Raw genomic sequence first — 26,501 nt, 5'->3', positions numbered from 1 at the left:
AATGATGGTCCGACGATCCTGCCCTCCATCAACGCTCGCATTGGGCATCGGTCGGATCCGCGAACAATGTCGCGATCTCACATCGCAATGGAAGAAGACGGCCCTTTCGCGTCTGAGGAGCGATGTTAGAAGATTCACCCTTTGATCAAGGAACGAACGCATCAGCCAAATTGAACGCATATATGCGACTGACCGTTAACCATTCCAAATAACCGATTTCGGGAAGATCTTTTCAAGTCGGGTTCCCTCAGGTAGTTAACCGGCCACCAAACAACGACTTGTTTGGCCGTGTTCGCCGAGGCGAGCATAGAGTGCATCTGGATCATTCTAGATCCACAAACAGAGGAGGTCCGCATGAAGATTATCGCTCGCGCCCTCTTCGCCAGCACTCATCTAATCTCTGCTGCATTCTCCAACATAGCACACTGATTGCTCGGCGCTACAGCGCAGTGATTTCGGTAGGCATCCAGGACTTCCGGTCCTGGTGTTAAACGTCGGGCGTCCAAGCGCTCGGTCGAGGAGAACTGCTGTGTACAATCATCCTAACTTCCACAACGACCACATAGCCCGCTGACGCCGCGGCCAACTCCGCGGCTCACGGTCCTCTCGATACATCGATTGGGAGGAAAATGTTCGCTCAAGGCTGCCGGGTAATCATTCCCGGAACGCTTGAGATGCGTCCGGAGGTCGTCGTGAACTACTCTATCCCGCCCGAGCAATCACGCTCCACGCGTAAGATCGCCCTGAAGTCTCGCGGCTCCTGTCGCGGCTTCGCCGTCTTCCAGAACCGTGTAATCGTGTTCGAGAGCCATCTTGAGCTCATGGTGTTCTTTATGCTCACGCTACGTACGAAGACGGCCACGGTTGAAGACCAGCCGCCCGCCGTAGCTTATCGCGACGGTAACACTCTCCGCCACCACACTTTCGATTTCCTTGTGATCAACCACGATGGCAGCCGCATGTACGTCGCCGTCAAGCCCGCCAAGCGTGTTGAACGCTCCGGGATCAAAGCGACCCTTCGCCTCATCGCGGCGCAGATTCCGCCGCGAACTGCTACCGTACATTTGGTAACCGATGCTGATTTCTCCTACGCAGCGCGCTACAACGCCACGCAAGCATACGACTTCCTTCGTTTCCCCGTACAGGAACACGATGAGGCAATGGCCGCTTTTGCCAACCAAATCACTACTTCAATGCGTATTGCCGATCTCGTGGCTGCAAGCGGCCTCGGTGCGATGGGCTTCCGTTCCATCGTTCGCCTCATCGTTCATCGCGTATTCGAGCCGGTAAATCCGAGAGAGCGTATCACCTACGACTCGTTCATTCGTCCCGTCTTCGTTACGTAGCCACGCATCCCCCCTGACGCTCGCCTTCACAGCGAGCATTCACACCCGATGAGCGTCGGCAGTTGCGACCCGACGCATCGCTTCCACATGCCCGCAGTTCGAGACCGTCATGACCAAGATCAATATCGGCAAAAACGATCGTATCATTCTGAAGAACTCTGAACGTCGTGTCGTATCCAGTGATGCCGTCGGATACGTCCTCGCCCGTACGGGCCACAGCGTTGAGCTGCACGAACCCTTCACGCACGAAGAGATCGTCAAATTGATCGATTCCGGCGAGATGCGCATCGACCGCAATTGGTTCGAAGAATCCCGTGCCCGCGCTCGCCTTATGGCAGGCGTGGACAGCCTGTCCGACCTAAAAACTGAGGAGCAAAACCTTTTGCTGCGCCGTGAATACTACGTATCGCAATTCCTCGCGATGGAGGCCGCTGACAAGACGGTGACCCGCACCGATCCGCAGATCAAAAAGGCAATCATCGATATCGAGGTTCGTCGTCTCACCGATGGAACGCGTTGCGACGTCTGGATCAAGGACAAGCGGCCGCCTTCGCCTCGGACCTTGCGCCGTTGGCTGAAACACTACGAGGATGGCCAGCGCAACGTCATTGCACTGCGCACTCGGCATCGTCACAGCGGCAATCCCATCTCGAACATCGATCCAGAAATCCACACTCTACTGACTAAGTACGCCATCGCATACTGTCATGAATCGCGACCGACTATCAGCTTGCTTCACGGAAGGCTGCTTTCGGAGCTCGCCGCGGTCAACCTGCAGCGTGATGCCGACGGACTACCGCGACTTACGCCCCCCGCGAGAGCAACGCTTCGGCGTAGAATTCAGAAGCTGAACCAGTTCGAGGTTCATGCAAGTCGTCACGGTATCTCGAGCGCTCGCGCACGCTTTGCCGTCGTCGGCAATGGCCTTGACGTGACCCGCCCGCTTCAGCACGTCCAAATCGACACATGGACGATTCAGTTGCACACGATCATGAACGACCTTGGTCTCGATCAGCAACTGACGGCCGAAGACCGCAAACATCTCAAGAAGGAGCGGCTCAAATTCTGTGTGGTGTTCGACGTTGCGACGAGATGCGTCCTTGGATTTCGCATCTCCAAACTCGACGATGCGCAGAATGCCATCGCCGCGCTGGCGATGAGCGTTTCCGACAAAAGTGCAATCGCTAAATCCGCAGGGTGCAAATCCGACTGGATCCAACGCGGCCCTGGCTCTGGCTACTCGCCAGATGCTGGTGCTCCCTTCATCGATTCGGGATTCCGCGGAACGATCGCCTGTCTCGGCTCTGTTTACGAAAACGCTCCCGCCGGACTATCGCACATGCGCGGGCATATCGAGCGATCGCTGGGCACGTTTCACACGATGTTGATGCCCTACTTCACTGGGCGATCCTTCAGCAATATCATTGAGAAGGGTGATTACCAAGCGGACGAACGCATCTCGATCCTCAGCAAACAGCTTCCGATGATCTTCACGCGCTTTATTGTCGATATCTATCACCACACGCCGCACGAAGGTCTCGGCGGTGAGACGCCCTATAATGCGTGGGTCCGTCTGACGGCCCTCTACGGAACCGCCCCCTGCCCCAATATCCACGAACGTCGTGACATTTTTGGCGTACCTTTGAAGCGCAATCTCGACACGCGCGGCGTTCGCGTCGGCGGCAATTACTACCAATCCGAGGAGATGCAAGAGTGGCGCCGCCAGGTCGGGGACACCGATCTCGACGTACGCTTCGACACCTCCGACATCGGCCACATCTCCGCCTGGTTCGATGGCCGCTGGAACGTCGTTCCGGCCGTCCGCAAATCTCTTCGGGGCGTCGATTTCAATACTTGGAAGGACGCTGTTGCGGACCTCCGTCGCCGTCACGCTGCTGGTGCCCGAGTCTACGAACACATCGTCCATGACGCGATCCGGGCGATCTCTGCAATCGCCGAAGACGCTGTCTGTCGTACCGCCATCTCTGGCACCCGTCCGACTGCGAAGGAACTGGACTGGGAGGAGAACGGCCTAACGCTCGGCTTTGACATCGTCAGCGATGACGTTGCCGAAGACAAGCACCCGGACGACATCTTGGGCACCGGTTTCCCGGGGGCGGTCGCCCAACCGAAGGCCACTCCGATTCCCAGTGACAGTCCGGGCACCGCTTACCGCCCCGAGCTCGAGGACTGATTGCCCCAACAACAGCGATCGCAGGTCGCGCTACGCCTTTCCACAAACCGGAGCAACTATCATGCCTCACGACAACATGACCGATCGCGCAGAACTCGCCGCTGATCCTGTCGCACTCCTCCATGAAGAAGCATCCAGCTCAACGGATTTCAGGATCATGGAGACCATCCGCGCCAAATTTCTTCCGACCAAGCGGGATGCCAAGCTGGCCGAGGCCCTTCGCTTGCTCATTCGCGAAGCCGTCAAACGCAGGGACGAAACACTTCCGCCGTCGTTCGAGAATCGCGGAAAGAGCGGCGGTGGTTTGGCACTGATCGGTCGCACGGGAGGCGGAAAATCCCGTTCGCTTCAGCGATATTTTGAGAAGCACTCCGTTTTGCGAGGATACGCTGAACCGACGTCCCGATCCCCCTTGATTAGCATCACAGTGCCAAGCCCCTGCACCTCCATGCAGCTTGCTCGCGCGCTGCTTCGTGCGACCGGCTACGCGGTCCAACGCGACCTCCCTGCCCACCGCTTGTGGGAGATGGCCTTCGAACGATTGCATCAAATGCGTAAGTTCATCGTGCATTTCGACGAGATGCAGCATGTCGTTCATAACATGCCTGACAAGGAGCTTCAGCAGATGGCAGACACGCTCAAAATTGCCATCGACAACCACCGCATCACGATCATTCTCTCGGGCGTCGAAACCCTAAAGCCGTTTCTCCAATTCGACACGCAATTGCTCCGGCGCTTTACTATCGTTCCGTTTGAGGAGATCAATCACGAGAACCACGGCGATCTCGTTCATATGGTCGAGTCCTACGCCAAGGCAGCAAATCTAAGGGCAATGCTGGGAGACCGCGAGGATGTCAAAGCTGACTTCATCGCGCGACTCGCTCATGCAGCATTGAATGCCTATGGATACTCGATTGTCCTGACGCATCTGGCTATCGAGCATGCGCTACGGGGCGGCTGTAATCAACTTGTAACGGACGACTTTGCGGCTATTTATGCGCACAAAAGTGGAGTTGCCGCCGACCGAAATCCGTTCACGGCCCCTCTTTGGCATGAGATCGATTGCTCGAAGATCTTTGTAGAGAGAGAAATTGACGTACCGCCAGAGACGATGAAATTGGCGAAGCCGAATAGCCGTGCGCGCAAGCAAACGAACTAACGATTGATATCTTGTATATCGTCGTGGCCACTGCTCGTCGTGCGCGTCGTTAAATGATTTCTTCGTCATGCACGAGACGTATTACAAGACCGCGAAACGGAATTGAAGAGAATGTTTTCTCCTCTTGCACTTCGACTACCAATCATGCCGGATGAGCCACCGGCCCAATATGCAATTCGTCTCGCTGCCCGCAACTTCGTGGACGTGCGAGCATTCTCGCTAGACATGGGATTTAACTTTGAGCGTCTGTTGAGCGGTTGCCCAAATGCAACCGCTCGTCTTGCCGACGTTAGCGGGATCTCTTTGTCCGAACTGGCCGAAAACGGACTTATTAAAGAGGGCGCGAGATATCTGCTAAAAGGCCAGATGTTGGACATTCACTCCCTCCGTTGTGCTCGCATCGTCGTGTGCCCGGAGTGCTTAAGGCAAGACATCGAGCGGTCTGATTTGCCTCCCGCCACTGCGATGTACCGTCGCGTTCAATGGGCGCTGAAATCGATCGGGACCTGTGAAAAGCACAACTTGGCGCTTGTCACTGCGGCCGAGCGACTTTCCCAATGGGATCGACAGAATTGGTCGGTCGCTTCGCTAGAACCGAAGCTACACGAGCTTATTGATGGAGCCACGCGTCGCTCGCCGTCCCATTTTGAGGCCTATCTTCTAGATAGGTTGAAGGGCAGGCAGACCAATTGTTGGCTCGACAACCTCGACTTCTTCGCCGCAGAACAGGCAGCACAGCTGTTCGGCACCTTCTCGCTGTTCGGCAACGGAAGCCCTCCCAGAGACCTGAGCGACGCTGACTTCTATGCCGCCGGAAACGCCGGCTTTGAGATTTTCAGGGGCGGCGCTCATGGGCTGGGCGCATTTTTGGATCGTGTTCAGAAAGAGTTCTCACGCTCAAAAACTTTCCAGCGCGATCGCACCCTGGGACCCTCGACGATCTACGGGCGACTCCATGCGCGCTTATCTGCGTATTCGAAGGAGACCGCCTTTTTGCCCTTAGTCAAAGTTGTTGCTGACCACATCGTTACCAGGTTCCCATATGGTCCCGGCGACTTCCTGTTTCACAAACCTGTTCAGGTTCGGAAGCTCCACTCTGTCCTAACGCTTTCGAGGCTTTTCAAGGTCAGCAACAAACGCGTTGTAAAGGTTCTAACGACCGGAGGCATGTTGCCCTGCCCTGGCTGCGTTGATCGCGACGCGGTTTTTGACGCTGCCGAAGCTGAGGATCTCGTCCGGAACGAGGTTTTAGGATTGACCCAAGCGAACGCCGAGAGATACCTCAATGTACCTAAAAACCTTATGGAGAACCTAATCCATGAGGGCTTCGTCCGACGCTACCGTGCCAGCACAGGAGTGCAGGGGTACCGTTTTTCAAAAGCTGAATTGGACAGGTTTTTGGAGCGGATGTTCTTGGACGCGGTTCCAGCCGGTCCAGGTTCTGAAGCCGCAATGTCAATCAGCCGAGCTTCATTTCACTGTCGTGCTTCAGCCACCGCCATCATCCAGATCATCCTAGACCGCAAACTCCGTTGGATCGGGTATCGGGAAGATCTGCGTGGACTTGCATCCCTGATCGTCCACCCTCAGGACGTTATTGATGCTTTCTGTCTTCCGCATCTGGACGGAATGACTGTCGCCGAGGTTAGCGCGAAGCTACACATCCATCCTATGGTTGTTCGCGAACTCATCAAGCGCAATCTTCTCAAAGCATCCTCCAAACTGCATCCGGTCAACAACCGTCCGAGTCTCCGCATCGCTCCTTCAGAGCTTGAACGTTTTGATGCAGAGTACACAACTCTATTCAATCTAGCCCGGCAGCTGAAACTGGATCATCACCTGAAACTTAAGGCGATTCTGGCCGATAGAGGGATTCACCCTGCCGAGGAAACTATCGGTTTGGACACCACATTCTATAAGCGATTAGATCTGCAATCATAGACTGCGAGAAGCGTCCCCAAAGCTCCCGACAGGGAGCTTTTTTTTGGCCTAACAGAACGAATGGCGGTCAAACTAGATGTAGTTTGATGGTCATCTCAGTGAATGTCGCTCGATAAAACGCGTGAAGTTTCAAAGACTTATAATGCAACACTGGACAACTTAGATGTTCCACCACACTGAGCACGACAACCGACAGGTTTGGCCAAGTGAGATGCAGCCAAGGCAGAGAGCCTTTGGTGATCGCATTTGCTCAATGAAATGGAGCTGGACGGCGGTTGTGAAGCGACCGCTCCGGCTCCGCTCTCGCTTGCGAGTGTTCAGATTGTCATTTGTTGGCCTGAGCTGATTCAAAAATCCTTCGGGACAGCATTCGACCGCCTACCCCTCGCTCTCCAAAATTTCCGTTGACGCGATAGCAACCAGCCGCCCTTCGAGCCGGAAGCCGCACCGCCCGTGGCATCACGGATGCCGCCGGGGCGCGCGCTTCGCCCTTGCGGCACACCTGAATCCCGCCATATTGCTCCGTCGTCTCGTTCAGACGTTTGGCCACGCCTTCTGTCGGCGGTCAGACGATCGACGCCACTAGCCAGAGATTTCGGCTATTGCGCACGAGCATGCCTCGAGAGGGAGTGAAATGGGATTTCAGATCGATCACGTCGTCGTCGCCGTCGCCAATCTCGACGAGGCCATTGCCGACTATCGCCGCCTCGGCTTCACCGTGGAGGCCGGCGGCGAGCATCCTGGACGGGGTTCGCGCAACGCATTGGTTGTGTTCGGCGATGGTTCGTATTTCGAACTGATTGCCTTCGACCGTCCCGCACCCGACTTCCGTTGGTGGCAGGTGCTCGACCGCTCCGGCCCGGGCCTCGTCGACTACGCGCTGCTGCCGCGCAATATCGATGCGGACGTCGCAGCGGCGCAGTCTCGCGGTCTGGACTTCGAGAATCCGGAAGACGGCGGACGAGAGCGGCCCGATGGAGAGCGGCTGATTTGGAAGACGGCACGCTCGAAGCAGAGCGATACCCCGTTCTTCTGCGGCGACGTCACGCCGCGGGACTTGCGCGTTCCCGAGGGCGCCGTGCGGCAGCACGCCAATGGCGCTCTGGGCATCGGTTCGGTGGTTGTTGCGGTCACGGATATCGACCGGAGTGTCGGTCGGTACGCGGCACTGTTTGGAGAACCTGCTGCCGACGTCCATGCGTTGCCTGGACTGGGCGTCCGCATCGCGCATCTTCCCGCGGATCGTAGCGCCATCACCCTGATCACACCCACTGCCGAAGGTCCGGCCGGTCAGCGTGTCGCCGCACACCTCAAATCACGCGGCGAAAGCCCGTTCGCGATCGGGCTGAAAGGCGCTCCTCCGACGACGCTCGACATCACGCTGTCGCACGGCGCGCCGCTCGAATTCATCGGCTGACCAGTCCGCACTAAGGAGATCATCACAGCATGACCATCGATCCCCGCATCACCACCATCGCGGAAGACGCGATCGTCTGGCGCCGAGACATCCACGCTCATCCGGAACTTATGTACGACCTCGACCGCACCTCGGCTTTGGTCGCCGATCTGCTGCGTCAGTTCGGGTGCGACGAGGTGGTGACGGGGCTGGGACGAACCGGCGTTGTCGGCCTGGTGCATGGTCGGGGTCGTAGCGCCAATCGCGCTATTGGCCTCCGCGCCGACATGGACGCGCTTCCAATCGAGGAAGACACCGGCGTCGCTTACGCATCGCAGACGCCCGGCCGAATGCACGCTTGCGGCCATGATGGTCGCACCGCAATGCTGCTCGGCGCAGCCAAGCATCTGGCCGCCACGCGGGACTTCAACGGCTCGGTGGCGTTCATCTTCCAGCCGGCCGAGGAAGGCGGCGCCGGCGCCAAGGCGATGATCGAGGACGGTCTGTTCAGCCGTTTCCCGATCGACGAGGTCTATGGCATGCACAACAAGCCCGGCCTTCCGATCGGGCAGTTCGCCACGCGCACGGGCGCGGTCATGGCATCGACCGACCGCGTCGAAATCGAGATCGAAGGCATCGGAGGTCACGCCGCACGGCCGCAGTATTCGATTGATCCAGTTATGGTCGGGGCGCAGATTGTCACCGCGCTGCAGACGATCGTATCTCGAACGCTTGACCCGCTCGCTTCCGCGGTTGTCTCGATCACCAACTTCCATGCCGGCTCGGCATTCAACGTCATCCCGCAGAAGGCCAATCTGGTCGGCACAGCACGCGCGCTCGATGGCAAGGTTCGTGACCGGCTGGAGGCCCGCATCGCGGAGCTCTCAACGCTGATTGCCCAGGCTCATGGGGCGACGGCCCGGGTCACTTACGAGCGCGGCTATCCGGTGACCTGCAACCACGCTGAACAAACGGATTTTGCCGCGGATACGGCCGCTGCCATCGCCGGCAACGACCAGGTCGATCGCGATCTTGCCCCGATGATGGGCGCCGAGGACTTTTCCTACATGCTCGAACAGCGCCCAGGCGCGCTGATCTTTCTCGGCAATGGTGACAGCGCTGGGCTGCATCACCCGCGCTACGATTTTGCCGATGCTGCGATTCCTTATGGCATCGCCTACTGGTCCAAGCTGGTGGAGCGCGCGCTGCCTTTGTGAGCAGCGCATTTCCGTAATCAATGAAACAATAAACCTGCGGCGACCGCAATCGATGGAACGAAATCACCCAGAGAACGGGAAAATCAGCATGGTTTGAACGTGCCTCACAAAGTATCGTCCCGGACCGCCAGCCGTTTTGCACCGCAATCACAAGCATTCCAGGAGAAGCGATGCCCCTCTCGCGGATCGAGATTAGCCGCCGCACTGCGCTACTGACGTCGGCCGCGATCGCCGCCAATGTGATCAACCCGATGCGCGCCTTCGCCCAGGAGACGCCGCGCAAGGGTGGCGTGTTCAACGTCCATTATGGTGCCGAACAGCGACAGCTCAATCCGAGCCTGCAGGCCTCAACCGGCGTCTACATCATCGGCGGCAAGATCCAGGAACCGCTGGTCGACCTCGACGCGGCCGGCAACCCGGTCGGTGTGCTGGCGGAAAGCTGGGAATCCACGCCCGACGGCAAGACCATCACCTTCAAGCTGCGCAAGGGCGTGACCTGGCACGACGGCAAGCCGTTCACCTCCGAGGACGTCGCCTTCACGGCGATGAATATGTGGAAGAAGATCCTCAACTACGGATCGACCCTGCAGCTGTTCCTCACCGCGGTCGACACGCCCGATCCGCAAACCGCGATCTTCCGCTATGAGCGGCCGATGCCACTGAACCTGCTGCTGCGCGCGCTGCCGGATCTTGGCTACGTCTCGGCCAAGCACATCTACGAGACCGGCGACATCCGCCAGAATCCGGCCAACCTGGCGCCGGTCGGCACCGGCCCGTTCAAGTTCAACAAATACGAGCGCGGCCAGTACATCATCGCCGACCGCAACGACAATTATTGGCGGCCGAACGCCCCCTATCTCGATCGCATCGTCTGGAAGGTGATCACCGACCGCGCCGCGGCCGCGGCCCAGCTCGAAGCCGGCGGGCTGCAGCTCAGCCCGTTCTCGGGCCTGACGATCTCCGACATGGCTCGGCTCGGTAAGGACAAGCGCTTCATCGTCTCCACCAAGGGCAACGAAGGCAACGCCCGGACCAACACCATCGAGTTCAACTTCCGCCGCAAGGAGCTGTCGGACATCCGCGTCCGCCGCGCCATCGCACACGCCATCAACGTCCCGTTCTTCATCGAGAACTTCCTCGGCGACTTCGCCAAGCTCGGCACCGGTCCGATCCCTTCAACCTCGGCGGACTTCTATCCGGGCCCGAACACGCCGCAATATCCCTATGACAAGCAGAAGGCGATCGCCCTGCTCGACGAGGCCGGGCTGAAGCCCGGCGCCGGCGGCAACCGGCTGTCCTTGCGGCTGCTGCCCGCGCCGTGGGGCGAGGATATCTCGCTGTGGGCGACCTTCATCCAGCAGTCGCTGGGCGAGGTCGGCATCCAGGTCGAAGTGGTGCGCAACGACGGCGGCGGCTTTCTCAAGCAGGTCTATGACGAGCACGCGTTCGATCTCGCCACCGGCTGGCATCAGTATCGCAACGATCCCGCGGTCTCGACCACGGTGTGGTATCGCTACGGTCAACCGAAGGGCGCGCCCTGGACCAACCAGTGGGGCTGGGAAGACCCGGCGATCGACAAGATCATCGACGACGCCGCGACCGAAGTCGATCCTGCCAAGCGCAAGGCGCTGTATGCCGACTTCGTCACCCGAGCCAATACCGAGCTGCCGATCTGGATGCCAATTGAGCAATTATTCGTCACGGTGATCACTGCGAAGGCGCGCAATCACTCCAATACGCCACGCTGGGCGTCATCGACCTGGCACGATCTTTGGCTGGCCGAATAGCGCCAACTCCGCCAGTATAGCTGCATGCGTATCCTGAACCTCGCGGGGCGGCGGCTCGCCGCCTCGATCCCGACCTTGTTTCTCATCCTGATCGGCATCTTCCTGCTCCTGCAATTCGCGCCGGGCGACACCGTCGACGCGATGATGGCACAGATGGGCGGCGGCGACGCCGCGACCGCGCGCGAACTTCGTCAGTTCTACGGGCTCGATCTGTCGATCCCGATGCAGCTTGGCCACTATCTGTGGCGGCTGGTGCGGTTCGATCTCGGCTTCTCGTCGATCTACGGCAAGCCGGTCGCGAGCGTGATCCTCGAACGGCTGCCGCCGACGCTGCTGCTGATGACCGCGTCGCTCTCGTTCGCGTTCTTTGCTGGCCTCGTGCTTGGCGTGGTCGCCGCACGTGGCGTCAACAAGTGGCCGGACACGCTGATTTCGACGCTCGGCCTGATCTTCTACGCGACGCCCTCGTTCTGGTTCGGGCTGATGGCAATCGTGGTGTTCTCGGTCTATCTGCAGTGGCTGCCGGCAGGCGGCTTCGAGGACATCGGCCAAGCGGCGACCGGCCTCGCGCGAACGCTCGATATCGCGGCACATCTGGTGCTCCCGGCGCTGACGCTTGGGCTGATCTTCCTGGCGATCTACTTGCGCATCATGCGGGCCTCAATGCTCGAAGTGCTCAATCTCGATTTCGTCCGCACCGCGCGCGCCAAGGGACTCGACGAGACCCGCGTCGTCGTCCGCCACGTGCTCCGCAACGCGCTGCTGCCGATGGTGACTCTGATCGGCCTGCAGGCTGGCACCATGCTGGGCGGCTCGGTGGTCGTCGAGAGCGTATTCTCGCTGCCGGGCCTCGGCCGGCTTGCATATGAATCGGTCGTGCAACGTGACCTCAATACTCTGCTTGGTATCGTATTCGTCTCGGCGCTCCTGGTGATCGCCGTCAACTTCCTGGTCGACCTGCTCTACGCCCGCCTCGACCCGCGCATCTCGGCGGGGGCTTGACGCGATGGATACGCTCAAACGCTACTTCCGCAGCCCGGCCGCTATCGTCGGCCTGATCCTGTTGCTGCTGATCATTGGCATGGCGATCAGCGCCGGCTGGATCTATCCGCGCGACCCCTTGGCGTTGGCCGGCCGCCCCCTGATCTGGCCATTCAGTAATCCGCGTTTCTTGCTCGGCACCGACAACTCCGGCCGCGACATCGCCGCCCAGATCTTCCATGGTGCGCGGATCGCGCTGCTGATCGGCGGCGCCGCCACGGTGATCGCAATTCTGATCGGAGTGCTGATCGGCGCTTTCGCGGGCTATTTCGGCGGCTGGGTCGACACTGTCCTGATGCGAATTACAGAGGCATTCCAGACTCTGCCGAACTTTGTGCTGCTGCTGGTGCTGGTCGCGGTGTTCGGATCGACGCTGACCACGGTCACGATCGCGGTCGGCATCGTGTCGTGGCCGGCGCCGGCACGGCTGACGCGTGCTGAATTCCTCAGCCTGCGCAATCGTGAATTCGTGCAAGCAGGCCGAACGCTGGGCATGAAGGACCTGCAACTGATCCTCGGCGAGATCCTGCCAAACGCGCTGCCGCCGGTGATCGTCTATGCCAGCGTGGTGATGGCGGTGGCGATCCTGCTCGAGAGCGCGCTGGCCTTCCTGCGTCTGTCCGATCCGAATGTCGCCTCTTGGGGCAATCTGATCGGGCTCGGCCGCGACGTGTTGCGCGTGCAGTGGTACGTCGCCGCGATCCCCGGCATCGCCATTTTGATCACCGTGCTGGCGGTGTCGCTGGTCGGCCAGGGCCTCAACGACGCGCTCAACCCGAGGCTGAAGGGCCGATGACCGCGCCCGCAGTTCTCACGCTCGACAAAGTCAGCGTCCGACTGCCCGCCGGCGCCGACCGCAGCCATGCCGTGCGCGACGCATCGCTGACGATCGCCGCAGGCGAAATCCTTTGTGTGGTCGGCGAATCCGGCTCCGGCAAATCGATCATGGCGAACGCCGTGATGCAGCTCCTACCCGGCGGCGTCACGCTCGACGGCGGCCGCGTGCTGTTCGAAGGCCGCGACCTTGCGCAGGCCAGCGCCGCGGAGATGCGCAATGTTCGCGGCGCAGGCATCGCCATGGTTTTTCAGGAGCCGATGACCGCGCTCAATCCGCTGCGCACCATCGGAGATCAGATCGGCGAGATGTTCTCGATCCACACCGATCTGTCGAAGCGAGACATCAAGTCCAAGGTGCTTGCGCTGCTGACCGACGTGCGCATTCCCGATCCGGCGCGTGCCGCCGGCGCATATCCGCACGAACTCTCCGGCGGCCAGCGCCAGCGCGCCATGATCGCGATGGCGCTCGCGCTCGATCCCAAGCTGCTGATCGCCGACGAGCCAACGACTGCGCTCGACGTCACCACACAAGCGCAGATCCTCACTCTGATCCGCGAACTACAAAGCCGGCGCAACACTGCGGTGCTGTTCATCACCCATGATTTCGGCGTCGTCGCCGAGATCGCCGATCGCGTCGTGGTGATGCAGCACGGCGTCATCGTCGAACAGGGCAAGGCCGATAACGTGCTGAATCGGCCGCAGCATGCTTATACGCGGCAACTGATTGCGGCGGTGCCGCCGCTGACCGCCCCGCCGCCGCGTCCGTTCGGCAGCGACACGATCCTGAGCATCGACAACGTGTCGAAGACGTTCCGCACCGGTGGCTTTCTCGGCCGCGGCGCGCGCGTCACCGACGCGGTGAAGAACGTCTCGCTGAAATTGCCGAAGGGAGCGACGCTCGGCATCGTTGGCGAGAGCGGCTCCGGCAAGTCGACGCTGGCGCGCTGCATCATCCGTCTGCTCGATCCGGACGCGGGCTCGATCCTGCTCGACGGCCGTGACTGGGCGACGATGCCGCGCGAGCAGGTGCGGCGCGAAACGCGCCACATGCAGATGGTGTTTCAGGACCCGTTCGCCTCGCTCAATCCGCGGCACAAGGCCGAGGACTTGGTCGCGCAAGGCCCGATCATCCACGGCACGCCGCGCAAGCAGGCAATCGCCGAGGCGCGCAAACTGTTCGAACTGGTCGGGCTGGATCCCGCCGCCGGCGACCGGCTGCCGCACGAATTCTCCGGCGGTCAGCGCCAGCGGATCGGCCTCGCCCGCGCGCTGGCGCTGAAGCCCGACGTGCTGATCGCGGATGAAGCCGTATCGGCGCTCGACGTTTCGGTGCAGGCGCAGGTTCTCAAGCTGTTGACCGACTTGCGCGAGCAACTTGGGCTGTCGATTATCTTCATCACCCACGACCTGCGCGTCGCCGCGCAGATCTGCGACCTCGTCGCCGTAATGAAGGACGGCGTAGTCGTCGAGCACGGCCCCGCCGGTGACGTCTTCAACGCCCCGCAGCACCCCTACACGCAAGCCCTGCTCGCCTCGATCCCGGGCGGAGATTTTGCGCGCTGCCACGGGCTGACCTAGTCGAGCTGCGGATCAGATCGTTGCCTGCCGGAAGACACCACCTCCACGTGGATGGGGTCCACTAGCTGGAATGCCGACAACGATCGATAAGCCAACTGACAAGGCGTTCTTCTGCCTCGGACAACGGCTGCTCAACGAGGTGACAGAGGTAATAGTCTCGGCCATCTTCAAGCTGATGGTCGAAGAGGCGTGACAGCCCGCCTTCGTCGACGAAGACATCGACGAGGGAAGGACGCAGCAAAGCGATGCCCAGGCCATCCAGCGCCGCCTGCAAGGCGAGATTGCCGTCCTCCACCAGCAGCCCGGTGCTGGGCTCCCCCTCGACGTTGTGCAGATCCCACCATTGCTGCCAGCCGCCGAAGTCCTGATCGTGAATCAGAGCATAGTTCTGAAGCAATTTCGGATCGGTTGCCGCTTCCCGATGTCGAGCCAGGAACGCCCGGCTGCAATACAGCGCGATTGCGCCGGATAAAATCCGATGAGCCTTGTAGCCCTTCCAACTGCCCTCGCCGAACCGAACCGACAGATCCGCTGAATCGCTGACGTAGTTGCGATGGTGGGTGTAGGAGATGTTTAGATCGATGTCTGGATTCCGATCCAAAAACTCATGGATGTGACGGAACAGCCAGGCCCGGGCGAACAGCGGGATGACGCCGAGCCGAACCTGCGTACTCCGGCTGCCCTCCCGAAGTTGATCGGTTGCGCCGCGTAGGACGGCGAACGCGGTGCGAACCGAGCGAAAATACTCACGACCTGCGTCGGTCAGGACGAGGCCACGCCCCTGACGCCGCGTGAGCGGCTGCCCCATGAAGTCATCGAGCACGGCAAGTTGATGGCTGATCGCCGAAGGCGAAACCCCCAGCTCACGGGCGGCAGCGGTGGCGCCGCCGAGCCGTGCGACAGCTTCGAAGGCTCGCACCGAGGTCAATGGGGGCTCGTCGCGTTCGATCATCTTGACTCTTCATATATTGAATTATTCTCATAATTATCAGCTATTGACGGCTGAAATTCCAGATATATCCTTGATTTATGTGAGAAAAATTCAACTACAAAGATGATCGGAGAGAGTAATTCCTTCTCCGCGTCTGTTGAGCCCGCCCGCCCCGGCTAGCGCACCGTCTACGTCGAGACTCTGCTGGCCGCACGAACACCGCATCCGCTGAACGGAGCCGAAACCATGAAGATGCAGCACCTCTCCCGACGCGCCTTCCTCTCCTCGGTCGCTTTTGCCGCCCTCGCCGTCACCCAGCCCCACATCGTTCATGCGCAGGACACTCCTTTGCGGGGAGGTGTCTTGAACGTCCACATGAATGCCGAGCAGCGGGTTCTGAATCCTGCGATCCGAGCATCGGTCGATGTCTACCTAGTCGGTAGCAAGATCGTCGAGCCACTGGTGGATCTGGACGATAAAGGCCAGCCGGTCGGCGTATTGGCGACGGCCTGGAAAACATCAGCCGACGGCAAGACGATCACGTTCAACCTGCGTGAGAACGTCAAATGGCATGACGGCAAGCCGTTCACATCTGCAGATGTTCAGTACACCGCGATGGAGCTCTGGAAGAAGTACCTGAACTACGGGTCGACCTTGCAGAAGAGCCTGCAAGCGGTCGATACGCCGGACCCGCTCACGGCCGTGTTCCAGTATTCTGAACCGATGCCGCTGGACCTGCTGCTGCGCGCTTTGCCCGACCTGGGATATATCGCGCCGAAGCATATCTATGACGGCACCAACATTCTCGAAAACCCGGCGAACATCGAGCCGATCGGTACCGGCCCGTTCAAATTCGTGAAATACGAGCGCGGTCAGTACATCATCGCCGAGCGCAACCCGGACTACTGGCGCAAGGGCTTCCCCTATCTCGATCGCATCGTGTGGAAGTTCATTCCCGACAAGACCGCTGCGGCGATGGCGCTGGAAACCGGCTCGGTGGACCTCAGCGCCTACACGTCGTTGACTTTGTCGGACATCAATCGTCTGCGCGAGCACAAGGATTTCATCGTCTCCACCAAGGGCAACGAAGGCAACGCGGTGCAGAATACGGTGGAGTTCAACTTCCGCCGCAAGGAGCTGGCGGATATTCGCGTCCGGCGCGCCATCATACACGCCATCAATACCGACTTCTTCATCGAGAACCTGCTCTATGGCTTCGGCAAGCGCGGCCAGGGCCCGATCCCTCAGTCATCCGACTTCTTCGTCGCAGGCGCGCCGGATCTGAAATACGACGTCGCGCTCGCCAATAAGCTGCTGGACGAGGCTGGATATCCGCGCACCAACGGGCAACGCTTCAAGCTGCGACTGCTACCTGCACCGTGGGGCGAGGACGTCAGCTCCTTCGCAACCTTCATCCAGCAGTCGCTGACGGAGGTCGGCATTCAGGTCGAGATCGTGCCGCGTGATGCGGCCGGCTTCTTGTCAGACGTGTACCGCGACTGGAATTTCGACCTCGCAACCGGACGGCACCAGTACAGGAGCGACCCGGCGGTCAGCACCACGGTCTGGTATCGCTCCGGCGCCACCAAGGGAGCGCCCTGGACGAACCAATGGGGCTGGCAGGATGCCGAGATCGATCGGGTGATCGACAAGGCCGCAATCGAGCTCGATCCGCAGGCACGCAAGCGGCTCTATGCCGAATTCGTCAAGCTGGCCAACACCGAGGTTCCGGTCTGGATGGCGACCGACCGCGAATTCATTACGGTCACGAACAAGAAGCTGCGCAATGACCGCAACACCCCGCGCTGGCCTTCCAGCAGCTGGTATGACCTGTGGGTGCAGAAATGAGCAACGTCCCGTTGAAACTCAACTCCACCCCCTACCCGTTTCCGCTGCACGGCCCGCTGACGACGCACAACACCGCCCTGCTGGTCATCGATGTCCAGGGCGATTTCTGCGCCGAGGGTGGCTACATGCACCAGTTCGGCTTCGACCTCACAGCCCTGCAGCGACCGATCCCCGTGATCGCCCGTGTCCTGGCAGCCTGCCGCGCGGTCGGCATGCCGGTGATCCATACCCGCGAGACCTTCAAGCCAGACCTTTCGGACGTCCAGCCGCATCGACTCTGGCGCGGCATTGACGGCAAGGGCGTAGCGGTCGGCGACGAGGGTCCCAAGGGACGCTACCTGATCGAGGGTGCCGAGTGCTGGCAGATCATCCCGGAACTCGCGCCGCAGGACGGAGAGCCGGTGTTCGACAAGCCGTCCTACGGCGCCTTCGGCTTCACCGGCATCGAGAAATATCTGCGGGAGCGCGGTATCACGAACCTGATCCTGACTGGGCTCACCACCGATTGCTGCATCCACACCAATGTGCGCGAGGCGCTCGATCGCGGTTTCGACTGCCTGACGCTGGCGGACGGCACCGGCGCCTGTTTCGAGGCGGTGCACGAGGCGGCGATCCAGTTGCTGATCAAGAAAAGCGGCGTGTTCGGCGCGGTCGCCGAGAGTCCGGCTCTGCTCGAGGCGCTGAAGCGACTGCCAGTCGCGGAGGTGGCTTCTTCATGAGTGCGGACCAGGAACTCGGCATCCTTGCTCGCCGGCGCATCGAGGCCGGCGTCATCAAGCCGATCTACGAGACGCTATGTGCGCATCTCGGTAAAGAGCAGGCTCAATCGTTGATCGGCGAGGCCATTGCCAAGACCGCGGTCGAGGCCGGCCGCGACTTTGCGGCCCGCGTGCCGGGCGGAGCGGACATCCGCAGCTTCGCGGAGCTACAAAAATTGTGGACCCAGGACGACGCGCTGGAGGTCGAGGTTCTACGCGCGGACGACGGCGGCTTTAGCTACGACGTGCATCGTTGCCGCTATGCCGAGATGTATCGCGAGATGGGGCTGGCGGAGATCGGACACCTGCTATCCTGCAACCGCGACCACGGCTTCATCGAAGGCTATGATCCCCGTGTCGAGCTGACCCGCACGCGTACCTTGATGTCGGGCGGCGCGTGTTGCGACTTCCGATACGAAGTCAAAGCCGACGCAAAGACGTAATCGGCCGGCGCGGCCGAAGAGGTTCTTCCGCGCCTCGCAGCGCCTCGTCAGCCGATCTCCTTGGCGTCCCGGTGCCGGTACAGCACCATCATCAGCGGCGCGAACGGACGCAGCAGTTCGTTCGCGGGAATCGGCGTCGGCTCGGTGAAGGGTAGCGCCAGCTCGCCATCCGTCACGCCGCGGACGGCCTTGGACAATTCGCGGCCGAGCGCGACCGACAGCGCCACGCCGCGGCCGTTGCAGCCAGTCCAACCGTAGGCGTTGGGGCCGAGGCGGTGGATGTGCGGCAGGTAGTCGGTCGTCATGCCGATAAAGCCGTTCCAGACGTAGTCGAACCGCACCTCGCCGATCTGCGGCCACAGTCTCTGCAGCCGCTTGCCGACCCGCGCCTTCAGCGTCGCGACCTGGTTGAACGGCCGGATGATGGCGCCGCCGGTGACGAAGCGGTTGCGCGCGTCGAACCGTCCGAAAATCAACTCGCCATGGGTGTCGGACATCGCCTGCCGCCCCGGGATGATGGTCTTGCGTACATTGTCGCTCAGCGGCTGCGTCGCCATCTGCCACGACCGTACCGGCATGACCTCGCTGGCAATCGCCGGCGCCAACGTCTTGGAAAATTCACCGGTGTAGGCGTTGCTGGCGACCACCAGCGCCCGGCCGCTGATCTCGCCTTGGGCGGTCTTGACGATCCAGCGATCGCCGCGGCGCTCAATGCTCACTGCCGGCGAGCGCGCGAAGATACGGCCGCCTTGCGCCAGCACGGCGCGCGCTAGTCCGCGCGCCAGCGCCAGCGGATTGACGTGGCCTCCGGTCCTGTTCCAGAAACCGCCGAACCAAGCTTCGGAACCGAGCATGTCGCGCACTTGCTCGCGGGACAGCAACTCGACCGGCGCGCCGAATTTCGACCATTGCCGGAACCGTCGCTCGGCGATCTTGATGCGGCCGGGCGAATGCACGGGCTGCACCCAGCCGTTCTGCTCCTGCTCGGCGTCGATGCCGTGGCGCCTCGCGACATCGAACAGGATCGACGCGCTGTCGCGGATCAGCCCGACCAGCCGCTCGCCCGCCGCACCGTGTTTGGCGACGATGTCCTCCGGGTCGGGCCGCGACAATGTCGGAATCACCTGGCCATTGTTGCGGCCGGACGCACCCCAGCCGGGCTCCGCCGCCTCGACGACCGCGACATCGACGCCGGCCTCGCGCAGATGCAGCGCCGTCGACAGCCCGCTGAAGCCGCCACCGATCACCACCACATCGGCCTCCTCCGCGCCATGCAAGACCGGCAACTCTGCTCCGGGGCCAGTCACCGCGTGCCAGAGTGATTTCGGCCAGGAGACTTCGGTCGTTCTCATATCAATTGCTTCCGGTGATCGACGGACAAGGGGCGGTTCTGGCGGATTGTATTTTGCCGGGAGGCGGTCCGTCTATTCTACCGGTATCGCCAGCCTTGGGACAGCAGGCATCCAGTCATGCGCCATCGCGCGCCTCGAGCGCCGCATTCCCGGTCCACCCGCCTCTGATGGGCGTTGGGCTGTCCCGTCTGACGATCACAGCGCAACGAGCCCCGCTTGCGCAGGGACGTCTTCGGCCCCCACGGCGCCACGACATGGGATCCTTCGGAGCCACCTCACGGGGTTCGCCGACGCTACGCGCTGTGGCTGACAACCGTGCTGTAGATGCGTTCGAGAAGCGCCAAGGCGCCGCGGTAGCCGACGTAACTCCTCGACAACACGACCTCATACGAGGCCGGAAATCCGACTTCGATCAATGACCCTTTCATCTCCTTGACCAGATCGCGCTCCCACGTCGTTCCGAAGATGATCGGCGGCTTGTGGCCGAAGTCGGCATTCCTGAGCGCTTGGTGAATGGTGTAGCTGTCTTCGACAAACTCCACGTCCACCGAGACGTCCTCATCGATCGCGCGGAATTCGGCCTGAATTGCCTCGCGATGCTCAACTGGCGGATCTTCGGTCACGATCTGCTTGGCCGGAATCAATCCAAGCTGCGTCACGAGAAATTTCGTCAGCGCAAGATTGTAGGCACTGTCACCGATCACCGCAAAGCGCGCCGGCAGGCCCCACCAATACTCTGAATAGAAATCGGTAAATCCATCGATGTAGTTGTAGTATCGCTTTTCCTCCTTGGCGATGAACGCCTCGACAACATCGGCCGGGATGCCGGCGAATGCGGCCACCTTCCGCAAGAATGCTCCGCTCTCCCGCGCGCCGATCGGAACGACGGGAATGTGCAGATAAGGCTGCTCGTAACGGCGAGCGAGCAGCTCGGCCGTCGACAATCCGAGCCAGGGCGACAGCACCAAATTGAACTGCGCGCGCGGGATATTGCGCCACTCGCTGAGCCCCTCGGAATCCGGGCCAAACAAGACACTGACCTTCAGACCAATGCCCTCCAGCAGCCTCTTGATCTCCTCGAGGTCGCCCCGCCAGAACGTGTTCTGATATGGCAGCAGCGACCAGAGATTCACCGTCCCCTGCTCCCGCACGCCGTCCCAGGGACCGAGATACTGTTCGATGATCGCGTGCGTCACCGCCTCATGGCCGGTGAAATTGTTGCCGCGAAATCCTCCGGTCTCGGCATAAACGATCGGAACACCGCGCTTCTGAAAATCACGTACCACTGACCCGACGTCGTCGCCGACGAGGTCCGGAATACAGCCGGTGAGCACGACAAACAAATCAGCATCCAAGACCAGCTGCGAAGATTCGATCAATTCACGCAAACGGTCCGCGCCGCCGAAAATCACCTCGCGCTGCGATGCATTGGTACTCGGGACGACCGGCCCACCACCATAACCGCTGCCTTGAAAGCCGTTGTAGAAAGTGAGGTTCATGTACTGCTTGTCGGCACAGCCCGGCCCGCAATGCGTGATGGGCACCACCCTGGGGATCGCCGCAGCGGTCTGCATCGCGCCGATTGCGCACACATAGCGCACCAGTTCGATCGCACCCGACTTGTCGGCATCAGGCGTGATTTCCGTCGGTCGCGACTTGAGGGCGAGGATAGCCATGATGTGTCCCTTTACGAGGCGGCTCGCGCGAGCGCGAACGGATCCTTCTGCGCCAGCCAGGATTGTTTGTACGGAAGGCTCACCCGCTTCGCGATATCCTTATGGAATTTGCGATGCTGGAGCGCGGCCAGGATCGATTCCCCGAGATTCACCATGCCTTGATAACCCAAGGCATGGTGCTCATCGCCGAGCGGAATGGCGGGAATTCCAAGGCGAGCGGCAAGTGGCGCCAGGCCGTTGTGCCGGATGATGATGAAGTCCGGCTTCACCCGCTGAAGCAGATTGTAGAACTGGTACTGCTGCCGATTGCCCACGGTGAAGTGGCGAACGTCGCCATAATTCTCGATCAGATGGCCGAGCGAGTCCTGCCTGGGGTCCTCGCTGTCGTAGACCGGATCGTGGTGGAACACCAAGGAGCCATCGACCTCCACCCCGATCTCGCGAAGCACCCCAATCAGGCCGTGAGAATAGGCCGAGCCGGTGGCCACATAGCCCTTGAGGCCTTTCAATTTTGGCCGCAGCTCATCGAGCAGCGGCTTGACCCGTGCATGCTCGCGGGCGATGTAGTCCTCGGCTTGCGCCTCGCGGCCTGTGACACGGGCGAGCTCACGCAGCCACGCATCCGTCCCGGCAAACCCATAGGGTTGTGGCGCCTTGATCTGCTCGACGCCGAATTCTTGCTCCAGCGCCGTCGCCAGATAGGTGCCGAGCGTGTAGCAAAAGCTGACCGTTGCGCGCGCCTCCGACATCTGGGCGAGTTCCTCGACCGTCGCCATGTCGACCACATAATTCACACGAAGGCCGAGTTCGCCGAGCATCGGGCTGAATACGTCGGTGCCCCAGAGATTGATCACGTTGATCAGATCGTCCTGGCGCTTCTCCGGATTGCGGCGCACGATCTGTCGCAAGATGCCGTGCTGGGTCGCGTCGAATCCGGTCGACCAGTGCTTGGATTTGAAGCCTTCGCAATGCAGCGGGATGATCGGGATGCCGAACTCGGCTTCGGCCGTCCGTGCAACGCTCTCGATGTCATCGCCGATGATTCCGCTGGCGCAGGACGTCGCGATGAACACCGCCTTGGGTTGGTGGCGTTCAACTGCGAGCCGGATCGCTTCTGCCAGCTTCTCGGCGCCCCCATAGACCATGTCGCGTTCGCGCAGATTGGTCGAGATGAACCGAATGTTCTGGACCGGCAATCCACGCATCGCCAGACCGTTGCGATAGATCGAATTATAGATCACCTGCCCCGCCCCGCAGCCGATCGGCGAATGCTGGATCAGGACCGCGTCCCGGATATTGCCCGCCTGACACTCCACCATTTGCTCGCTGCAGACCGAGCCCTGCGTGAACGGCCCTTCAAGCTCGCAAACCCGTCGCGCCTTCGTTCCGCATCCGCCACAGTCGCCGCGCGAAAACGCCGACTCGTCGGCCAGCTTCGAGGCGGTACCATCCCATCCGATGATGGTGCCGAGCCGTTGCTCGCGGGTCTCGACGCTCGATGTCTTCAGATTCAGAACCATTCTGCGCCTCTAAAGCTGGAGGAATTGTCTGCGGCACCCTTGCGCGAATGCCGCCGCAGCCGAGATCAGGCCACCTGCCGTTCCGCCTCGGCCCGTTCGGCAGCAACCAGATGGTCAGCCCAGCGAGCGGACCATTCGCGAAGCTGCGGCGGATTCAGCGGCGTCGGCACCTTCGACTCGGTGTGTTCGGCAATCCGGCGCGCCAGCTGCCGATAGACGTCGGCTTGCGCCGATTGCGGCGCCGCCTCGATGGTCGTCCGCCCGCTGAGCTCAGCCTGGGTCACCGTCAGCGAACGCGGAACGTACTGCACGATCGGCGTATCGGTGTGCGCCGCAAAATCGTCGATCACCTCGCGCTGGAAGTCGGTGTTGATCGAGTTGGCGATGATGCCGCCGAGCAGCGCACCACCCGAGTTCGAAAACCGCTCAATGCCGCGAAACAGATTATTGGCCGCATAGATGGCCATGAAGTCGGATGACGACACCGTGAACACGTGCTCCGCGATGCCTTCGCGCACCGGCACCGCGAAGCCGCCGCACACGACGTCGCCGAGCACGTCGTAGATCACGATGTCGAGGTCCAGCTCTTCGAAGACACGTTGCTGCTTGAGCAGTTCAACGGCAGTAATGATGCCCCGCCCCGCGCAGCCCACGCCCGGTTGCGGGCCTCCGGCCTCGACGCAATAGATGCCACCAAAGCCTTGAAATATCGCCTCATAGGCGTCTACGCGGCGACGCTCGGCGAGAAGATCGAGCACCGACGGAATGTACTCTCCGCCACGGAGCGTGTTGGTCGAGTCCGCCTTCGGGTCGGCACCGAACTGCATGACTTTATAGCCGGCCTCTGCAAGCGCGGCGCTGATGTTGGAAGTCGTGGTCGATTTCCCGATGCCGCCCTTGCCGTAGATCGCAATCTGCTTGAGTTGTTTCGCCATATGCCGTGTCTCCAGGTTGTGTCAGGAAGAAATCGACCTCAGCCGTGCGAAAAGGTCGGTTCGGCGACGATGTCGTCACCATAGAGTTGCTGGGCGTAATCGCTGACGCCGGGAATGCCGCAGGCATCGGCCCTGCACCGTTGGCAATGGGTGAACACCCGCAGATACTTCTCCGCCGCGGTACGAGCCGCGTATCGCATGAGCATTCCGGGCGGCTTCAGATGCGCGAAGCCGTGCTGCGGGATCAGCGGAATGATGTTGATGAGATTCGCGCCGGCCGCCGCGACGCGCTCGGCGATGGTTTCGATGTGATGATCGTTGACCGTCGGAATGAGCACGGTGTTGACTTTGACCGTCAGACCGTGCGCGGCGGCGCGGGCAATCCCCTCCAGTTGATTGGCGATCAGTCGCTCGCCGGCGACGACGCCGTTCAATCGCTTCCGTTGCCAGGCGATCTTTGGCGTCACCTGCGCTTGGATCTGCGGATCGACCGCGTTGACCGTTACCGTCAGCGTCGAAATCCCGAGCCCCGCAATCTCATCGATGCGGTCCGGCAGCATGAGACCATTGGTCGATAGGCAGAGGACCAACTCAGGCCAACGCTCGCGGACCAATGCGAACGTCTGAAGCGCATGTGGCGTCGCCAGCGGATCACCAGGCCCGGCGATGCCGACCACGTTGATGGACGGACAGAGCTCGAGCGCCCTCGCGACAATGGCCACAGCCTGCTCAGGCGTCAGCAAACGTGTCGCGACACCGGGACGCTGATCGCGCCGATTGAAGTCACGAATACAGAATGCGCAATCGATATTGCACCCCGGACTCACCGGCAGATGGAGGCGCGCCGCGCGCGCGTGCCCCTCAGCCGTCGTGCTGAAACAAGGATGTCGACCTTCTAGCTCCGGAAATGCCGGTGCCGTCGCGGCCATCCGCATTGCCTGGGCCGCACAGTTTTGGCCGGTCTCGGTCACGATGCCCGACGCTCCAGGCCGGCACATCGCACACCAGCGCAACGAAGGGCGACGTTTCTCCGCTGCTCAACGGCGGCACTGCCATGACCAGAACGACCAATGCGAACGAATGCCGACGCTGCCGGTCGCGCGGCTTCTTTCACCACATTCGTCAGCAACACGACCTCCCCCATAGGCGCGCCTCGTGTCACCGACACTCTCATCACAGTTCCTCTCCGCCATCCTCGATCGCCGCGACCGTCACGTTATCGGCGGCCTCGACTAACAACTCATAGCTGTGTGAATTACCGTATTCTTGCGAGGATTGGCTTTCATAGTCTGACAAGTCACATCCGCATCGTTCTCTGAAAAACGAGGACAGGCGAATTTGCGACTATGGCTGATTGCAATCGGTACGTGCTAACCGCTTTGCGCGAGATATGTCGTTGGCGACGCTTGCGTCGATTCCTACAACGCGGTTTCGACGTCGCGTCGCAAGCAGCGCAGCGCGGCTCACGCGCCCACTACTGCGAACGTGGCGTTGTCGCCGTGAGACTGGCGGACGTCGTCGCGACGCCGATCCAGAACGTTCCCCACCAATAGCTCGCGACGACCGACGGATGCGACGCGCGACATAGGGAGCGAGCGAGTTCGCACACCGACGAGTTGCCGACGAGGCAGGTTGCGGCCTCCGAGGCACTCAAGTACGAGAACCTTACGACATCGCCAAACGTGATCCACCACCATCCCACTGCGCTGATCAGCATCAACGCTCCGAGAGCCAACAATGCGCGGCCGACCATGGTCATCGGATCACGTCGCAACACCTAGCGTGCTGAGGATTTGGCGGCGCAGGTCGACCAGCACCGGATCATCGCGGTGTCGGGGATAGGGTTCGTCGAACAGAAATTGTGCTTTGATCCGCGCAGGTCTTTCGCCGAACACCAGAATGCGGGAGGCGAGTAACAGCGCCTCCTCGACATCGTGCGTGACCAGAATTGCGGTGAACCTCTTCTTTTGCCACAGCCGCACCAGCTCGTCCTGCAACGTCAACCGCGTGAGCGAGTCGAGCTTGCCGAGCGGTTCATCCAACAGCAGCAGCAACGGATCGTTGACCAACGCGCGTGCCAAGGACGCCCGTTGCGCCATGCCGCCGGATAGCTGATGCGGATAAGCCGTTTCGAAGCCATCAAGGCCGACCAGTGCCAGTGCTTCAGCAACCCGGGAGCGCTGCAGCTTGAGAACGCCTCTTGCTTCGAGCCCAGTCGCCACATTGCTCCACACGTTCGCCCACGGGAACAGGGTCGGATCCTGAAACACCAGATTGCGGGATGGGTCCGGCGCAGTCACGCGCTCTCCGTCAGCGAAGATCGTACCGCTCGACGGTGGTTCGAGGCCCGCGATCAGGCGCAGCAATGTCGACTTTCCGCAGCCCGAGGGGCCGAGCAACGCGACGAAGTCTCCCGGAGCGACGTCCAGATCGATCGTGTCGAGGACCGGCAAGCTCGTTCCAGACAGCTTGAAACGGTGGCTGACGCCTCGGATCTCGAGCGCCATCCCGTCGCTGCCGACGTCAGCCGGGATCGTCTTTG

General features: G+C 61.1%; 20 protein-coding genes. 13 read left to right on the top strand and 7 right to left on the bottom strand.

Going from position 1 to position 26,501, the window contains the following annotated elements; translation table 11 throughout:
- The first annotated feature begins 692 nt into the window (after positions 1–692).
- From HZF03_RS12915 to HZF03_RS12870, 10 genes are all read left to right on the top strand, one after another.
- Positions 693–1,346 (top strand): hypothetical protein, encoded by a 654-nt coding sequence (locus HZF03_RS12915; protein ID WP_133303235.1) that lies wholly within the window; start codon positions 693–695, stop codon positions 1,344–1,346.
- 109 nt (positions 1,347–1,455) lie between these two features.
- A complete protein-coding gene (locus HZF03_RS12910) occupies positions 1,456–3,540 on the top strand; it encodes a Mu transposase C-terminal domain-containing protein (RefSeq protein ID WP_119018504.1) in 2,085 nt (694 codons plus the stop codon).
- A 61-nt stretch (positions 3,541–3,601) separates the two neighbouring features.
- Complete coding sequence (locus tag HZF03_RS12905) at positions 3,602–4,699, top strand: ATP-binding protein (protein WP_165858125.1); 1,098 nt, start codon at positions 3,602–3,604, stop codon at positions 4,697–4,699.
- 111 nt (positions 4,700–4,810) lie between these two features.
- Positions 4,811–6,640, top strand: coding sequence for a TniQ family protein (locus HZF03_RS12900; RefSeq protein ID WP_119018506.1), 1,830 nt, complete (start codon positions 4,811–4,813; stop codon positions 6,638–6,640).
- Between the two features lie 634 nt (positions 6,641–7,274).
- The gene (locus HZF03_RS12895) at positions 7,275–8,057 is read left to right on the top strand and encodes a VOC family protein (protein ID WP_119018507.1); all 783 of its coding nucleotides are present in this window, start codon (positions 7,275–7,277) and stop codon (positions 8,055–8,057) included.
- 29 nt (positions 8,058–8,086) lie between these two features.
- On the top strand, positions 8,087–9,253 hold the full coding sequence (locus HZF03_RS12890) for a M20 aminoacylase family protein (protein ID WP_119018508.1): 1,167 nt from the start codon (positions 8,087–8,089) through the stop codon (positions 9,251–9,253).
- Between the two features lie 170 nt (positions 9,254–9,423).
- Positions 9,424–11,040 carry an ABC transporter substrate-binding protein gene (locus tag HZF03_RS12885; protein WP_119018509.1) on the top strand — a complete coding sequence of 539 codons (1,617 nt, stop codon included), beginning with the start codon at positions 9,424–9,426 and terminating at the stop codon, positions 11,038–11,040.
- Between the two features lie 24 nt (positions 11,041–11,064).
- Entirely contained in the window at positions 11,065–12,042 is a 978-nt protein-coding gene (locus HZF03_RS12880; RefSeq protein ID WP_012496082.1) for an ABC transporter permease, read from the top strand.
- A 4-nt stretch (positions 12,043–12,046) separates the two neighbouring features.
- Positions 12,047–12,877, top strand: coding sequence for an ABC transporter permease (locus HZF03_RS12875; RefSeq protein ID WP_011158194.1), 831 nt, complete (start codon positions 12,047–12,049; stop codon positions 12,875–12,877).
- Positions 12,874–14,496, top strand: coding sequence for an ABC transporter ATP-binding protein (locus HZF03_RS12870; protein WP_119018510.1), 1,623 nt, complete (start codon positions 12,874–12,876; stop codon positions 14,494–14,496). Before HZF03_RS12875 ends, HZF03_RS12870 begins: the two co-directional genes overlap by 4 nt.
- A 61-nt stretch (positions 14,497–14,557) precedes the next feature.
- Here HZF03_RS12870 and HZF03_RS12865 read toward each other — a convergent pair whose 3' ends face one another.
- On the bottom strand, positions 14,558–15,448 hold the full coding sequence (locus HZF03_RS12865) for a LysR substrate-binding domain-containing protein (RefSeq protein ID WP_119018511.1): 891 nt from the start codon (positions 15,446–15,448) through the stop codon (positions 14,558–14,560).
- Positions 15,449–15,673: 225 nt separating this feature from the next.
- Between HZF03_RS12865 and HZF03_RS12860 the strand changes: the two genes are divergently transcribed.
- Genes HZF03_RS12860 through HZF03_RS12850 form a run of 3 tightly spaced genes read left to right on the top strand, consistent with a single transcriptional unit; the run spans position 15,674 to position 18,476 of the window.
- Positions 15,674–17,275 carry an ABC transporter substrate-binding protein gene (locus HZF03_RS12860; RefSeq protein ID WP_119018512.1) on the top strand — a complete coding sequence of 534 codons (1,602 nt, stop codon included), beginning with the start codon at positions 15,674–15,676 and terminating at the stop codon, positions 17,273–17,275.
- Positions 17,272–17,994 (top strand): cysteine hydrolase family protein, encoded by a 723-nt coding sequence (locus tag HZF03_RS12855; RefSeq protein ID WP_011158190.1) that lies wholly within the window; start codon positions 17,272–17,274, stop codon positions 17,992–17,994. Before HZF03_RS12860 ends, HZF03_RS12855 begins: the two co-directional genes overlap by 4 nt.
- A complete protein-coding gene (locus HZF03_RS12850) occupies positions 17,991–18,476 on the top strand; it encodes an L-2-amino-thiazoline-4-carboxylic acid hydrolase (protein ID WP_011158189.1) in 486 nt (161 codons plus the stop codon). The genes HZF03_RS12855 and HZF03_RS12850 overlap by 4 nt, the downstream gene beginning before the upstream one ends.
- Positions 18,477–18,523: 47 nt before the next feature.
- Here the strand turns inward: HZF03_RS12850 and HZF03_RS12845 are convergent, their stop codons facing one another.
- The 6 genes from HZF03_RS12845 to HZF03_RS12820 all read right to left on the bottom strand — a co-directional run bounded on the left by HZF03_RS12845 (position 18,524) and on the right by HZF03_RS12820 (position 26,466).
- Positions 18,524–19,828, bottom strand: a complete 1,305-nt coding sequence (locus HZF03_RS12845; RefSeq protein WP_119018513.1) for an NAD(P)/FAD-dependent oxidoreductase — start codon at positions 19,826–19,828, stop codon at positions 18,524–18,526.
- A gap of 293 nt (positions 19,829–20,121) precedes the next feature.
- Positions 20,122–21,504: a nitrogenase component 1 gene (locus HZF03_RS12840; RefSeq protein ID WP_119018514.1), complete on the bottom strand. Its 1,383-nt coding sequence runs from the start codon at positions 21,502–21,504 to the stop codon at positions 20,122–20,124.
- 11 nt (positions 21,505–21,515) lie between these two features.
- Positions 21,516–23,024 carry a nitrogenase component 1 gene (locus HZF03_RS12835; RefSeq protein ID WP_119018515.1) on the bottom strand — a complete coding sequence of 503 codons (1,509 nt, stop codon included), beginning with the start codon at positions 23,022–23,024 and terminating at the stop codon, positions 21,516–21,518.
- A 65-nt stretch (positions 23,025–23,089) separates the two neighbouring features.
- Entirely contained in the window at positions 23,090–23,959 is an 870-nt protein-coding gene (locus tag HZF03_RS12830; protein ID WP_119018516.1) for a nucleotide-binding protein, read from the bottom strand.
- A gap of 38 nt (positions 23,960–23,997) precedes the next feature.
- Positions 23,998–24,930, bottom strand: coding sequence for a radical SAM protein (locus tag HZF03_RS12825; RefSeq protein ID WP_234803385.1), 933 nt, complete (start codon positions 24,928–24,930; stop codon positions 23,998–24,000).
- A 792-nt stretch (positions 24,931–25,722) separates the two neighbouring features.
- Positions 25,723–26,466: an ABC transporter ATP-binding protein gene (locus tag HZF03_RS12820; RefSeq protein WP_420853860.1), complete on the bottom strand. Its 744-nt coding sequence runs from the start codon at positions 26,464–26,466 to the stop codon at positions 25,723–25,725.
- Positions 26,467–26,501 lie beyond the last annotated feature (35 nt).

It is taken from the genome of Rhodopseudomonas palustris, from assembly GCF_013415845.1.
In the GTDB taxonomy this organism is placed as follows: domain Bacteria; phylum Pseudomonadota; class Alphaproteobacteria; order Rhizobiales; family Xanthobacteraceae; genus Rhodopseudomonas; species Rhodopseudomonas palustris_F.
The sequence above is the reverse complement of the archived record's forward strand: the minus strand, read 5'-3'. Positions and strand labels throughout refer to the sequence as shown.

Coding starts and splice junctions, on each gene's coding strand:
- HZF03_RS12910 (WP_119018504.1), top strand. CDS start 1,456: ATGACCAAGATCAATATCGGCAAAAACGATCGTATCATTCTGAAGAAC.
- HZF03_RS12905 (WP_165858125.1), top strand. CDS start 3,602: ATGCCTCACGACAACATGACCGATCGCGCAGAACTCGCCGCTGATCCT.
- HZF03_RS12900 (WP_119018506.1), top strand. CDS start 4,811: ATGTTTTCTCCTCTTGCACTTCGACTACCAATCATGCCGGATGAGCCA.
- HZF03_RS12895 (WP_119018507.1), top strand. CDS start 7,275: ATGGGATTTCAGATCGATCACGTCGTCGTCGCCGTCGCCAATCTCGAC.
- HZF03_RS12890 (WP_119018508.1), top strand. CDS start 8,087: ATGACCATCGATCCCCGCATCACCACCATCGCGGAAGACGCGATCGTC.
- HZF03_RS12885 (WP_119018509.1), top strand. CDS start 9,424: ATGCCCCTCTCGCGGATCGAGATTAGCCGCCGCACTGCGCTACTGACG.
- HZF03_RS12880 (WP_012496082.1), top strand. CDS start 11,065: ATGCGTATCCTGAACCTCGCGGGGCGGCGGCTCGCCGCCTCGATCCCG.
- HZF03_RS12875 (WP_011158194.1), top strand. CDS start 12,047: ATGGATACGCTCAAACGCTACTTCCGCAGCCCGGCCGCTATCGTCGGC.
- HZF03_RS12870 (WP_119018510.1), top strand. CDS start 12,874: ATGACCGCGCCCGCAGTTCTCACGCTCGACAAAGTCAGCGTCCGACTG.
- HZF03_RS12865 (WP_119018511.1), bottom strand. CDS start 15,448: ATGATCGAACGCGACGAGCCCCCATTGACCTCGGTGCGAGCCTTCGAA.
- HZF03_RS12860 (WP_119018512.1), top strand. CDS start 15,674: ATGAAGATGCAGCACCTCTCCCGACGCGCCTTCCTCTCCTCGGTCGCT.
- HZF03_RS12855 (WP_011158190.1), top strand. CDS start 17,272: ATGAGCAACGTCCCGTTGAAACTCAACTCCACCCCCTACCCGTTTCCG.
- HZF03_RS12850 (WP_011158189.1), top strand. CDS start 17,991: ATGAGTGCGGACCAGGAACTCGGCATCCTTGCTCGCCGGCGCATCGAG.
- HZF03_RS12845 (WP_119018513.1), bottom strand. CDS start 19,828: ATGAGAACGACCGAAGTCTCCTGGCCGAAATCACTCTGGCACGCGGTG.
- HZF03_RS12840 (WP_119018514.1), bottom strand. CDS start 21,504: ATGGCTATCCTCGCCCTCAAGTCGCGACCGACGGAAATCACGCCTGAT.
- HZF03_RS12835 (WP_119018515.1), bottom strand. CDS start 23,024: ATGGTTCTGAATCTGAAGACATCGAGCGTCGAGACCCGCGAGCAACGG.
- HZF03_RS12830 (WP_119018516.1), bottom strand. CDS start 23,959: ATGGCGAAACAACTCAAGCAGATTGCGATCTACGGCAAGGGCGGCATC.
- HZF03_RS12820 (WP_420853860.1), bottom strand. CDS start 26,466: ATGGCGCTCGAGATCCGAGGCGTCAGCCACCGTTTCAAGCTGTCTGGA.